This is a genomic window from Rossellomorea sedimentorum (genome assembly GCF_046237645.1).
Lineage (GTDB): Bacteria > Bacillota > Bacilli > Bacillales > Bacillaceae_B > Rossellomorea > Rossellomorea sedimentorum.
Genome location: NZ_CP143546.1, coordinates 3,440,278 through 3,453,505 on the forward strand (window position 1 = coordinate 3,440,278; position 13,228 = coordinate 3,453,505).

The following is a 13,228-nucleotide window of genomic DNA, read 5'->3' on the forward strand; positions in this document are numbered from 1 at the left end:
CAATTGAGTTTTTCCATAAATTTCAATACTGAAGATGATTCCATTTCATATATATGTAAGATCGTTATTAGTTGAAATGGGAGCAGGTCGTTCACATGAAAATATCAGTCACTCACAATATTGAATATTTAAACAGAAAAAAAACCCCACTCGAGGAATGGGGCTTTTCATATTTAGCGGTGATTCATATCATTCGGATGAGGACCTTTTCGTCTGTCCTTATTCAATCGATTGATTTGGCTCATTTCTTCATCCGTCAATTCAAAATCGAATACATTGAAATTCTCTTCGATTCTGGATGGAGTGACTGATTTTGGAATGACGATTGTATTGTTTTGAAGGTGCCAGCGCAGGACCACTTGTGCAGGTGATTTGCCATGTGCTTCTGCAATGCTTTTGATTGTTTCATTATGCAGCACTTCGCCGCCCTGTTCAAGCGGGCTCCAGGCCTCCACAAAAATATCATGCTTTGCACAGAAGTCTTTCAATTCATTTTGCGCAAGGTGTGGGTGACATTCAACCTGATTTAATACCGGCTTGACATCGCATTCATTTAAGATGCGTTCCAGGTGTTCAATTTCAAAGTTGCAGACACCGATTGCTTTAACTTTTCCATCCTTATACAGCTTCTCCAACGCCTTATATGTATCAACATACTCATCATACTCAGGAGTCGGCCAGTGAACGAGGTATAGGTCAACATATTCCAGACCCAGCCTTTCCAAGCTTTCATCAAAAGCACGCAATGTGTTTTCATATCCTTGATCGGTGTTCCATACTTTTGTGGTAATAAAGAGTTCTTCACGCGGAACAGAAGCTTCTTTAATTGCTTTGCCAACGCCTTCTTCATTTTGGTAGATCATTGCCGTATCAATGGATGTGTAACCAGTTTCAATTGCTTTTGCAACTGCTGCAGTCGCCTGCTCATTTTCAACCTGCCATACGCCGAAACCAAGCTGGGGCATTTTCACCCCATTATTTAGAGTCACGAAATTCATGCGGCATTTCTCCTTTTTCATTTTTTAGGGGTGGTCACTCACCTATAAGGTTAAGTTTTGAAATTACTCCATGTGAAATTAATGGAATAGTGACATTATACAAAAGAAAAGGTGAAAGGATAAAGCAATCCGTCTTAGCAGAAAAGTTTACTGATGTGAAGAATCCCTTGTTATTCTCAGCTGGCGCAGTACTTCATTTCAATTATATTCTCATTATGACACCACGCGCTCTGACAGCGAGGGTCAGCATTCCGTAGAAGCCTGGAACGTTATACCTCACACGATCTATAGAGCTACGTACCTCCTGTTAACGTACCAACACACGAGTGATTTTAATTTTAAAAAATAGCAGGATGGAAAAACGTCCGTTTCTCCATCCTGCTTTCATTTGTATTAATACATTACTTCCCGGCCAACACTGTTCAAAGCTACATCTATTGCATGGCGGTTAAAGATATATTCCAAGATTCCCTGTTTCATATCAGTACTCATTCCACTAAATTTGAGTGAGCAGAAAGCCCCTTTGACAGCTGAAAGCCTGTTCTGCACATTGACAGCTTCGGCATATGCACGGACAGTCTTGGGTTCTATCCCGGCTGAAGGGGAGCTCAGCACAAAGCTTACCTCCACCGTATCGCCCGCTTTCATGCCATTCGTATCATCAAGCCATACGGAACAGCCTCCACCAGATAAATCATTCATTATTCCTGCAACACTTTTTGAATGTATTGTTAGTTCAACTGGTCGGCATAATGGGATTCTATATTCTTCCCTGCGCTGATGACGTTCTATTTTATCCGGGCATTTTAAAAGCAGCCATTCAGGATTTTCATTAAGCGGATTAATTACCATTGTTTCAAAGCGGCATGGAACATCCTTGTCATCCTGGTAATCCACTATTACCTGTAAACCATCGGTGAGGGTGATTTCCCCGTGTCCATCAGCTGAGACAGGTTTGCTTAGAATTAACTCACTCGTATTCATGTTATGGACAATCGAGGTGTAGGTACCTTTTACTTCACCTGATGGAACAATGATCGTGACGGATTTATTGATCACTGGAAGATACATAAATGTTTAAGCTCCCTTCAAAGTTATTACCATATAAAACTCTTTCTTCTTTCAACCATTGTATAGCCGTCTGATTAATAGTCTTTTGTAGAGAGTTGGTGATCTTCAAAAAATTTCTTGGCGGTCATAAGTGCGCTCAGCGACTTTGGAAAACCTGCATATGGAATGCTGTGCAGAATGATCTCTATGATCTGGTCCGGGGTCAATCCGCACTTTATCGCTGCGTGAAAATGAACCGGCAGTTGTTCAGAAGCCCCCTGGGTGATCAAGGAAGACAGGACAATAATATTTCGCTGCTGAAAGTCCAAGTTCGGCCTGGTATACACATCCCCAAATCCAAATTCCAGCATCATTTGATAAAATGGGGGAGAAAACTGTTTAATGCCTTCAAGTGCAGTCAAAGCCTCAATACCTGCATATTCTTCGACAGCTTCAAGCCCTTTATATAAGCGTTCGTTCATAGTAGAAGCCCCCTTTTTATTTCAATGTAACGACTCTGGCCAAGGTTGGCGGCACTTCAGCCGGATCCACGATTGCTTCAATAACGACAGGCCCTTCAGCATGGAGAGACGATTGGAGTGCTTCAGCCAATTCCACCTCATTATGACACCTGAAGGATGCCACCCCCATGGACTCCGCAAACTTTGCGGCATTGAGAGGCGTTTCATAAGTGGTTCCCACTGACCTTCCTGTAGAGAAAGACATTCCTTTATCCACCATATCAAGCTGGCCATTATTCAGGACTACAAATAATACAGGGACTCTATTATTCTTTGCCGTGATGAATTCCGTTCCATGCATTAACGTACATCCGTCTCCAGTTAAACAAACAACTGGTTTCTCCGGTGAAGCGATTTTCGCCCCAATTGAGAAGCCAATGGCATGTCCCATTGCCCCAAACACATCATCAAAGAAGAAAGTGCCAGGTTCATAGATATCATAGTGGCGTACTGCATAAAAAGTGTGGCTTCCGTCATCTCCAAAAAGAATGGCGTCCTTTGGAAGGTATGATCTTAAGGTTTTGACCGCCTGCTCGGAAGTCAACATCCCATTCGTGCCTTCAGACGGTTCTTTTGCCAGTGAAGACGTTGCTGCCACTTCAGATAAAGCAGGGTTGGCTTGACATCCGGCAACCTCAATTAGTTTCTTTAAATTAGCTTTAGCGTCACCCAGCAATACCTTCGTAGGCACAGGGAGTGATTTCCCGGCGAACGTGAGGTCACAATCAAATTGCAGGATTAAATCAGGGTGCATGTCGGCCGAGAAACCTGCAAGGGACATATCAGATAGTTTAGTTCCTACCACAATCATTACATCAATACCCGACCTCAAATATTCAGCGGACCGCTCCGTGCCTCCAAGCCCAAATCCTCCCAGACTGAGCGGGTGGACTGAAGGAAAGGCTCCTTTCCCGCACGGCGTGGTAATAACGGGAATATTCCAGTGTTCAGCAACCATCCTGACTTCCTCATATGCATTGGAAATCCCGACGCCTTTTCCAAGGAAGAGAACCGGCTTTTTTGCCACATTAAGGATGGAAGGAACCTGGTCTACCACGGGTGAAATCACTGTACCTATGTCGACAGGCAATGGATAATAGAACGATTCGATCTCTTCCATATACACATCATACGGGATGGAAAGATGGACAGGCCCTTTTTTCCCAGTGACAGCCTTCTCAATCGCATGCCTTAGATATAGCGGGAACATCTCACTTCGCTCTACACGGGCACTGAATAATGTTACCGGCTCGAACATCTTCGTCAAGTCCGTTCCAAAGCTGCTAGAGTCCTGGCCCTGGGCTTTCCCGGTTGATTGGATCGGCTGATGCCCAGTGATAAAAAGGACAGGTAAGTGATAGGCCTTGGCTTGTCCGGCAGCGGTCAATAAATTGGTTCCCCCAGGCCCCGTTGTGCCAATTGCTACCCCGAGTGTATTTTTGGAAAGCGCATAACCTGAGGCTGCGTATCCTGCACCACCTTCATGGCTGCTCAAGACAAAGTTGATATCTTCAGCTTCCAGATCAAATAACAGGGGACATACCGCTTTGCCAGGAACTCCGAATACATCGGTGATTCCCCAGTGTCTAAAGTGCTCAGCTAAAATCTTGGATACTTTTTTCTTCACGCTCTATCTCTCCTAACGAACAATTCGTTTTCTTTATGCGACAACATTTGAAATACTCTCTTGGCCTAGGGTTCTATTAAGACACACATACTTAGAAGTCGAAGACCTCATTTTCATCACCTTTAAACAGCTGTTTCAGCGGCCTCTATACGGTCCGGTCCTGCTTGCGAATGTGCTGTTTTCTCCACAAGGTTGATTAAATTTTCGAGTTCGTGAAAACTTTCTACAATTCCCTTCATCTGGCTTCTTTGTTCCTCTATACTTGCAAATATTTCTTCTGAAACAGCTGTCGATTGCTCTGTAACACTCGAAATCGATTCAATATCACTTACAATTGCCTGTGTGTGGTCACCCACGATTTCTACCATCTCTTCTACCTCTGTTGAGTGCGCTACAAGTTGTTCCATATTTTTGAGTATGTTTTGCAGGGTACTCCCCGTTTCCTCACCTAATACGGTTCCTTTTCGCGTAGCTTCCTGGCCGATAGAGACTTCCCTTGCGATCAAAGTGGATTGTTCCTGGATACTACCGAGTATATTGGTTATTTCTTCAGTGGATTTTTGGGAAACTTCAGCCAGTTTGCGAATCTCTGCTGCCACCACGCCAAAGCCCTTTCCATGTTCGCCGGCTCTAGCTGCTTCAATCGCCGCATTCAATGCCAGTAAGTTGGTCTGGTTGGAAATGTCACTAATGGCTTTAACAATAGTGCTGATACTCTTATTCTTTTCATTTAACTCATTGATTAAATGCGCCGTGTTGTGAATCATGGAAGTGACTTGGGTATTTTCACTAACCAGTTCTTTTATTTTTTGATCACCTATGTTCGTAATTTCAGCTGTAGAAATTGAAAGTTGTTTCATATCCTTAGCTTTTTCAACAACCGTCTGGGCTTTACTATTGGAAGAATAAGTAGACTCATTAATATCTGTAATGCTCGAAGCCTGAGATTCTGCCCCTTTCACTACCTCGGAAAAACTAAAGCCAATCTCGTCGGTTACCTGATTTGTCCTCGTAACCCGCTCTTGCAGATTACTATAAAACTGGGTAAGGGTATGAAGGGTTACTTTGATATCCTCTATGATTCTCATGTTTTTCTCTTGGCTTTTTAATGCGGTTCTTTCATTTTCCTGCGCATCCCCTATAATTCGGTTGCCTACAATACAGACCGACAAACAGACAACCCCGCAGAACAGGTATAAAGCGAATACCACAATGAGATCAATCAGCCCAATACTTCCTTGTAAACTGGGGTTCAGGCTGAAATGGAAAAACAAAGAGAGAGAGCCATAAACTATTGATAAAATAACGATTCTTGTATGTAAGTAAATCAAAGAAAATAATAATGTCATGAAAATGATGAGCCAGGAGTTCACGGAAGGTATGAACCAGATGACTATAGTACTCAATATGAAAGCAAAACAGCTGATTATATATTTGCCCTTCGCATTGGACCGTACCAGGAAATAAATAAAATATGTCATGGCACTAAGTGGAAGCATTATTAAACAAAAAGATAAAAACTGGGAAAAATCAATCATCTTTGACATATAGAAAATAAAAAAAATAGGGAAACAGCTAGTAAGGCCTAAACCAATTAACGTATAGGTTAATAGCTTTGAGCTTGTTTTTTCATATTGTGTTACCATCCTAATCCACCTTCTTCATTTTGTTCATATCTCGGAAAAGCAGCCTAAATATTTTTCCTATGCCATGTTCTTACGCCCACTCCATTCCGGCACACCATATACCTATGACTTTATACCTAATAAATTCCAAAAAAAAAATTCACCAACCGTTTATTGTTGGTTAACTAACATTGATTCCTGCAGAATACCCATAACCTCATACAATTCTTATCAAGTCCTTATTACTATCATAAATACATAATATAGGTTTTTAAACCTATATTTTTCTAAATATTGCGACATAAACAGACAAGTTTAGACATTGTCTCATAAACCCAAAAGACCCTCTCTTCTGAGCTTACTGCTTGAGTTTAAGTGCTGCTCCATTCCCCAGCTGGAGTTGCTTACTGGCGCATCCTGTGTGAGTTTCTTTCTTCAAGCACCATGACTATATAAAAAAAAGACAGGGCAGGCCTGTCTTTTTAAATATAATCATACAGAAGATCCCGCTGCAGTTGAAGCAGCTTCTTTAATAAAAATACTATTTCTCCCGTTTTCCTTGGCTTCATATAAACACTCATCTGCAATCTTTATCAGCTTTGCTGCCGCCTGCTTGGCATTTGGGACGCTTACGGCTGCGCCGATACTGAGCGTAACCCTGTTGCTGACCTTGGAATTTTCATGAGGAATATTCAACCCTTCGATCATGATTCTGCACCTTTCCGCCAGCTGAAAAATAGAGTCCTTTGACTGGTTCAATAACACTGCAATAAACTCCTCTCCGCCCATTCGCGCAACAAAACCATTGCTTGACTGAATAATTTCTTCTATTGACCGGGCAACTAGTTTCAAACATTCGTCTCCCGCTTCATGCCCGTAGGTGTCGTTATAAAGTTTGAAGTAATCAATATCCAAGTACATCACTGCTACTGGTGACTGTTCAGTGATAGCCGTATTCCAAGCCTCATGGTACTTGTCGTCGAAATAACGGCGGTTGGGTATTTGCGTAAGCTGGTCCCTGTAAGAGAGGTGCTTCAGCTTATCATTGACCTTTTGTAACTGGTCCCTGGAATTTTCAAGAGATAGCGTTCTTTCTTTAACCTTTTCTTCCAAGGTCAAGTTCAGTAAAGCCAATTCCTTTGTCATTCTTTCCATTTCATTAAAGGCTTTCGTTGACCTTTTGGCGATAATGTATGCCTGAGAGAATATAAATACGGTTAAACCAAGCGACGAAAGCCGGTAAGATTGAATAACACTGTTCACAGAAAGAATATCGTTTATAACTGTAATGGAAAGGATAGCCGCACAGATATTAACTATCAAGGCACCTTCCTGTTTATCGATTAATGCTTTCACCAATTTAATAGACACATAAAAAATAGTAACCATAGTAAAAAACTGGTAGATAATAATTGAATGGGTAAATATGTTTGGGGTCGTTACAAGAACTATGATTGACATGACAGCACTAAGAATGGTGAAGAGTTTAAAATACTTTTTTGAAAATGTTTTCGGAAATAAAGTATATAAGACCCAGCAAAACAATGGAACAGAAGTAAAAAATGATAGATATTCCAATTTAATGATGAGGCTCCATGGAAAAGCCGGAAAGAAGTTAAGAAGCGCCATCTCCTCAGTCACACTAATTCTGATACACACTATGAAACACACTATACTGAACAATAATGCGGATATATTCTTTCTGCGCTGAAGAAATAACACACTATGATATAACCCAACTAGAAGTAAACCGCCAAATACTATGAATTCAAAAGCTTGTTTTTTATACACCCAGTCAAGAATCCGTTCAGCCTTGCCAAACGTTATACTTTCCCAAATACCGCCCGTCCGGTAATGGTAGTTTGCCAAAACCATGGTCAGTTCTGCTGATGAATCATTTGGAGTGAAATATACTTCCTGCGGTTGATAATCCGGCACAGTAGAAGTTTTATCAGTTCCTATAGTCCCAACTTCAGCAGCCAGGGTTCCGTCTATAAACAACTGATAAGCATTCGATACAACAGGAATGGTTAAGCCGTACCGAGAATCCTCCTTTAGCCCTCCTATAACGAGCTTATAGGTGGCATACCCATGGCCCGGAAGCCCCTTTGCGCTCTTCCAGTTGGAAGGTACCTCTATGTATTGCTTGTTATTTAAAATACGCCCTTTCTGTTCCCAATAAAATTCCCACTCACCATTCAGCCGGACGACTCTGTCATCCTCTAAATCACTTACATCTATATATCCTTCTTCAGCTTTTAAGACTGGGGATGAATCTACTACTCTATGGCTGCATCCTGAAAAGAATAAAAACAAAACTGCTATTAAGACCCAATAAAATGATCTGCTCACCATTGATACCCCACTTTTTTAGTTCGGCATGTCCCTTATAACACTGTGATATGTAGAATTATTTCAATATCCTTTTATGTCTCTTTAGACAAAAAAGCCATTCACACTGAATAGCTTTTCAACACTATCCGGTAGTCCAGCCACCATGATTTTTCCTCGGAAAAATTGAAGGTCTGTGACTTTGCGTCCTTTGCTTTCGCTAAGTTTGCCTTTGTCAGACTATTAAATTTCATATGGGCTCTGTCATTAAAATCCTCGCCTCCCTTTTCAACTAGCAAGGGAGAGACACAATAGGATTGCACTTGCTCCGCATGAACGGGCAGCAACAGCCTTGTGAAAATAAACTTATACTCTTATTCTAATGTAAGGACTTTTTGACCACAACTAAATATTTTTTTAAACTCTTTCTCCCACACGTCTGTAATTAGTTCTATTGCTGCTGTAATACCGAATGCTTTTTAGTAATGAAAGAAACACAGAAATCTTAGCAGGCGAACAAAAAAAACCCTTGAAAGATTCAAGGGTTTCCAGGTATGGAGCATAGCGGGCTCGAACCGCTGACCTCTTCGCTGCCAGCGAGTTATAAGCCTTACTCCATGTGCATAGACGTTAAGTGAACGGAAAGAGTCCTGGTTCGCTACCGTTGTCTACCCGCCACTCTTTTTCGGTTAACGTCATTATAACCGATAGCCCCCCTTCGTTACAATAGGACAGGGCAATTTGCTGTCAGAATTACTTGACGTACGCTTGTTATAAAAATATGATAGATATTAACAAAAGGAAAATAACGGAAATCGGAGGGTTTAACGATGAAAAAAGTAATCGATGTCACAAGGTGTTATGCTTCGGAACTTACCGAGATAAACAATATTTTAACTAAATTAGAAAATGGAAGGGTCTATGGTTATAACGGAAATCGCTCTCAACAGGATGGTTCACTAGAGACAAATGCCGAAAAATTGCGAGGGAAATTAAACGAACTAATTAGTAAGATTGAATACGGGAAAAAATCGGATATGGAGGCCATGAGAAAAGTAGTATCCAATAATGATTTTTACAAATAAATGAGGTGATTGCGATGAAAAAGTTTGCGATATTGATTTTGCCACCGAAGCCCGATGCCCCCGAGGCTATGGTTTGGATTAAGGAAGTTAAAGGCGGGTTTAATGCGGAGACTACCGATGGAGAAGTTATGGTACAAGGCCGTTATCCCGTTGAAACTGCGAAGGTATGTTACGAATATGTAGTCGAAGATTTCCTGGAACGAAAACGAAAGTACTTCGACAAATAAAAAAGGAGTGATTAGTTTGTCAACAGCGCTAAAACTATCGAGTTATTTTACGTTAATTATCGGGGGCTGTTTTTCGGTTTATTTTTTGAGTAATATAGAGTTGTTTAAATGGGCTTATACGTTGATTACTCTCGCTGTTACATTACCTTTAGGATTTGGAGGGATCTTGTTAGCTCGCATTTATGAAACTTATGTTGCTGATCAATACGATTCCGAACACTCAAAAAAAAGAGCCGCGGAGTACCAGGCGCCGACTAATCGAATAAACTTCTAATTCTTCTGGCTCTTCACAATTTTATAGTTAGTATAAATTAGAGTGCCTCTTCATCTCGAAGATTTTTTCATTTAATTTAGGCTGTAATATATTTGCTTTTAACTCAAAAATTACCCGAGTGTATTCTTCAAAGTAGTGGTTTAAAGGGGGAGAATTAAAATCAGGATAATCTTTAAAACTAAACTTATTATTATATCCTTTTCTGATCTCTTGGATAAAGAGGTCATTTTTTTTCTGTATTTCTACAACTGAAGGAAACGTTCCGTCAATGTAAGCAGAAAGTCTATGCATTTTTAAAACCAGTCTATTTAAGGAAGGAATAAAAATATAAATGTTTGTATGCAACTCTTTAATTTGTTCCTTTAATCTTACTTCCTCTTCTTTATTATACTCATCCATGCCTCCATATAAAATATGACTATATGTGATATATCTCGTAAAATCATTTATGGATTTAGTAATCATATCCATGATTTCTTCCATGGTATCGTCGAACTCTTCAATTTTTTCTATTTCGTTTTTAAAATGAAATTGACTCATTTCTCTTTTTAACGCGTTTTCATGCTCCTCCTTAATGGCTTGTAGTTGTAATTTTCTTTGCTCTCTAACCTGAAGGTTTGTGACAAAGTATACAGTTATTGCACCAATTAATGCTCCTACATAACTACCCCAAAAAGCGATCCAGGATTCTACATTTCCTTCAGAAAAACTAAAAAAAGGAAGCTTTAAAAGCAGTGAAATTACCAATGGTGTAAATAAAGCTATTAATATCGCTAAAAATGACTTTCAAACCTGAAACCTCCATACTATAGTAGAACACGGCAATTGAAGCTATATCAATAAGAGAAAGCAGATAAAAATACTAGTATTCAAATGGAAATTCTAATCCATACTTTTCCCGGAATGACTTATCGTTCATGTCTTTCTTTAACTTCTCATAAGCATTGAACAGTGACTTCTTTACTTTTTCATCTTCATCTTCAAGCGAATTTTCTAGACAATTAAAACATTCTTCCATGGTTAAATAGTGATACTTTAAACCAGGCAAGGTTTTATCCCATGTATACACAAATAGTTCATATAACTCCTTTTTATCATAATCTAATACCTCAATTAATTTCTTAATTTGGTGTTTTGCTGGTACATCATACATTATAATTGTTGGGTGTTCCAGTCGTGGGCTATTACATAATCCACTTAAATCCAAAATGTACACTCTTAAATAATGGAGTAGTGAATCTTTAAATTTATTCTCTTTTTCTAATTGCGCGGCCATGTGACGTATATCATTACGCATCAGTCCGTACTTAAAATCTTCTGCATGTTCCATATACGCTTTCTGAAATAAAGCCCAAGATATGTCCCCGTTTTTTGGCTTATAATTTAATTTGCTAACAAACCTAATGGCGCTTGCAACGTTATAAACACCATCTTTCGAGTCGTTTCTATGAGCCGGAACTATATAATAAAACTCATCTAGTACCTTGTCGCCTTTAGCGGTACGTTTGATCATTCGGCTGTTAATATATGAACTAACTTCATCTTCCGTAAAGTTCTCGGAAATTCTCGTTATTACCTCTGCTTTTTTCCCGCTAACTTTTAATTCTTTTGTATTCAGAATTTCTTTTAACTCAGGAAGTTTTAATGAAGCGAGAGAATCCATAACTGAAGTTTCTTCTACGTAGCCTCCATTTAATAACTTTTTTAAAGAAGTCGGAGCGTTAATCCCATAAACGGTTTCAAAATAACGCGGGAAATTTACGTCTTCACTTTTTCCCGAGATCCAATCGATTAAGAATACTTCTCCGGGAAGCAGTCCAATAGGAAGCTTTTTCTTAAGTATCGGATCAATATCAAATGAGTAGGAATCTTTCCGAGAAAATTCCGATGTTTGCTGGTTAATTGGTTTTGTGTCGTCCGTAGAAAGTAACTTTTTTAAAAAATATAGTATACCCATGAAATTCCTCCTAGACTCAGTAATTTGTATTTAAATTATATCATTCTAACAAACTTTTTTCCATTTACTGTTAAGAAGAAGTCACCCACGTGGTTAACCGTCTAATTCCTAGGAATCTGATACTTCACCGATATCCCGCGTCCGTTTCTGATCGAGTATGTTCCAATTATCTGCCCGCCCTATTGTTTAACGCATGCAACGAGTTCCTGCAACTTTTCCGTAGAATGTACCGTTTGACTCATTACTGTTACTATTTTCATTTAATCGCCTCTGTTATAGTTTGGCGAGGGCAAGGTGTCCCATTTCCGTAACCCCCGCCGTGTGCTTGAGTGGAACGAACGTGTCGATGTTAGAAAATGCCTGCTCCGACTGAGATTAAGTTACTGCCGTACAATCGAAGGCTCGCGGTTAATGACGTTTGGACTTACGTGCTGATTGCTCGTGTTTATACGCTGGGTGAGTCATACGTAGAGTACGATACTTATGCGTTACTCCGTGCAGTTTAGCGTCTTTCAGCGCCTCTAATTGCTCTTGTTCCGGCTTCTTCAACGCATCGAAAGTATGGAACATGCCTCGCAGTTTCCGCATTGAAAAGCTATCGTCATTCAGCTTGCTTGCCAATTCCGGCAATCTGCGTTTGACCTCGTATAGAGCGCCTTCGCTATCGAGCATGTCCAGGTTGCTCTCGAACTTTGCGAATGCTCCTCCCTTGTCACCGTTATTAGTAGCAAATGTTACTCCTCCGAGTAAGTCCTGGATGTAGTTATCAACTTGAGTCCTGTCTGCCGGGCTTACGTAGAAGCTCGAACGTGCAGCCACTTTTGATTGTGACTCAATAGCCTTTTCGATTTTGTCGTTAAACTCACGCTCAATTTCAGCTACTCTCGACTCCATCGATTCTTTCAACTGATGAATTTCGTACTCCCTCGTTCCATCTACGTCATATGTCGGATGGTCGCTTGAGTTAATGCGTTCTACACCTTTTCTAAACTGTTTTACTTCCCTTTCGACTTGTTTGCTGTACTGTTCTTTGAAATTCATTTAACCATTCTCCTTTTTATTAGTTTTTTAGTTTAACTACCTAAATCTTTTCACCGTGCTTATCGATGCTTTTTGTACATTGGTGACCTCGTTATCTAGGTAATAACCGTTTTCCCGAACGAACGCTTTAACAAGTTCCCTCGCTGACTCATACGCAAGATACTCCTTTTGACTCGATTGATACTCAGCTTTAAATACAACTTCCTCAGATTGCTTTTCGGTGATTACGATTTTTACCTTCCGATTCTGACGGTCGATTGCGTCTACCTTAATGCTTACGAGTACCTTTCCGTCGAACTCCTGTGCTATATGTTCCGTTATTTCTCCTTGAATTTCCCTTTTCGGTTTGCCGATTCCCCACATCGATGCCCTTCACCTCATTTAAGTGTCGTATATACTCCTACTTTGTTTCGAGTGTTTAATTATCCCTTTCTGCGGGGCTTGCCAACTCGCGCAATGAAACTCGATATCCAGGAAATCTAGGATCCATCT

Annotated in this window: 12 protein-coding genes and 1 riboswitch; of the genes, 2 read left to right on the top strand and 10 right to left on the bottom strand. The window is 40.2% G+C overall.

Features of this window, described 5'->3' with window-relative positions:
- Nucleotides 1–173: 173 nt before the first annotated feature.
- From V1502_RS16935 to V1502_RS16960, 6 genes are all read right to left on the bottom strand, one after another.
- Nucleotides 174–998, bottom strand: a complete 825-nt coding sequence (locus V1502_RS16935) for an aldo/keto reductase (protein ID WP_409251777.1) — start codon at nucleotides 996–998, stop codon at nucleotides 174–176.
- A gap of 393 nt (nucleotides 999–1,391) precedes the next feature.
- Nucleotides 1,392–2,069: a flagellar brake protein gene (locus V1502_RS16940; protein ID WP_409251778.1), complete on the bottom strand. Its 678-nt coding sequence runs from the start codon at nucleotides 2,067–2,069 to the stop codon at nucleotides 1,392–1,394.
- A 74-nt stretch (nucleotides 2,070–2,143) separates the two neighbouring features.
- A complete protein-coding gene (locus V1502_RS16945; RefSeq protein WP_409251779.1) occupies nucleotides 2,144–2,530 on the bottom strand; it encodes a carboxymuconolactone decarboxylase family protein in 387 nt (128 codons plus the stop codon).
- Between the two features lie 16 nt (nucleotides 2,531–2,546).
- Entirely contained in the window at nucleotides 2,547–4,196 is a 1,650-nt protein-coding gene (locus V1502_RS16950; protein WP_409251780.1) for a thiamine pyrophosphate-binding protein, read from the bottom strand.
- Nucleotides 4,197–4,318: 122 nt separating this feature from the next.
- Entirely contained in the window at nucleotides 4,319–5,842 is a 1,524-nt protein-coding gene (locus tag V1502_RS16955) for a methyl-accepting chemotaxis protein (protein WP_409251781.1), read from the bottom strand.
- Between the two features lie 471 nt (nucleotides 5,843–6,313).
- On the bottom strand, nucleotides 6,314–8,173 hold the full coding sequence (locus tag V1502_RS16960) for a diguanylate cyclase (protein WP_409251782.1): 1,860 nt from the start codon (nucleotides 8,171–8,173) through the stop codon (nucleotides 6,314–6,316).
- A gap of 127 nt (nucleotides 8,174–8,300) precedes the next feature.
- A riboswitch (cyclic di-GMP riboswitch) is annotated at nucleotides 8,301–8,393 on the bottom strand.
- A 589-nt stretch (nucleotides 8,394–8,982) separates the two neighbouring features.
- Between V1502_RS16960 and V1502_RS16965 the strand changes: the two genes are divergently transcribed.
- Both V1502_RS16965 and V1502_RS16970 read left to right on the top strand, forming a co-directional pair.
- The gene (locus tag V1502_RS16965; RefSeq protein WP_409251783.1) at nucleotides 8,983–9,237 is read left to right on the top strand and encodes a hypothetical protein; all 255 of its coding nucleotides are present in this window, start codon (nucleotides 8,983–8,985) and stop codon (nucleotides 9,235–9,237) included.
- A gap of 14 nt (nucleotides 9,238–9,251) precedes the next feature.
- Nucleotides 9,252–9,464, top strand: a complete 213-nt coding sequence (locus tag V1502_RS16970) for a hypothetical protein (protein WP_409251784.1) — start codon at nucleotides 9,252–9,254, stop codon at nucleotides 9,462–9,464.
- A 301-nt stretch (nucleotides 9,465–9,765) separates the two neighbouring features.
- Here the strand turns inward: V1502_RS16970 and V1502_RS16975 are convergent, their stop codons facing one another.
- From V1502_RS16975 to V1502_RS16990, 4 genes are all read right to left on the bottom strand, one after another.
- Nucleotides 9,766–10,485, bottom strand: a complete 720-nt coding sequence (locus V1502_RS16975; RefSeq protein WP_409251785.1) for a hypothetical protein — start codon at nucleotides 10,483–10,485, stop codon at nucleotides 9,766–9,768.
- A gap of 115 nt (nucleotides 10,486–10,600) precedes the next feature.
- The gene (locus tag V1502_RS16980; protein ID WP_409251786.1) at nucleotides 10,601–11,695 is read right to left on the bottom strand and encodes an SAP domain-containing protein; all 1,095 of its coding nucleotides are present in this window, start codon (nucleotides 11,693–11,695) and stop codon (nucleotides 10,601–10,603) included.
- Between the two features lie 408 nt (nucleotides 11,696–12,103).
- The gene (locus tag V1502_RS16985) at nucleotides 12,104–12,736 is read right to left on the bottom strand and encodes a hypothetical protein (protein ID WP_409251787.1); all 633 of its coding nucleotides are present in this window, start codon (nucleotides 12,734–12,736) and stop codon (nucleotides 12,104–12,106) included.
- A gap of 36 nt (nucleotides 12,737–12,772) precedes the next feature.
- Nucleotides 12,773–13,099, bottom strand: a complete 327-nt coding sequence (locus V1502_RS16990; RefSeq protein WP_409251788.1) for a hypothetical protein — start codon at nucleotides 13,097–13,099, stop codon at nucleotides 12,773–12,775.
- Nucleotides 13,100–13,228: the final 129 nt, after the last annotated feature.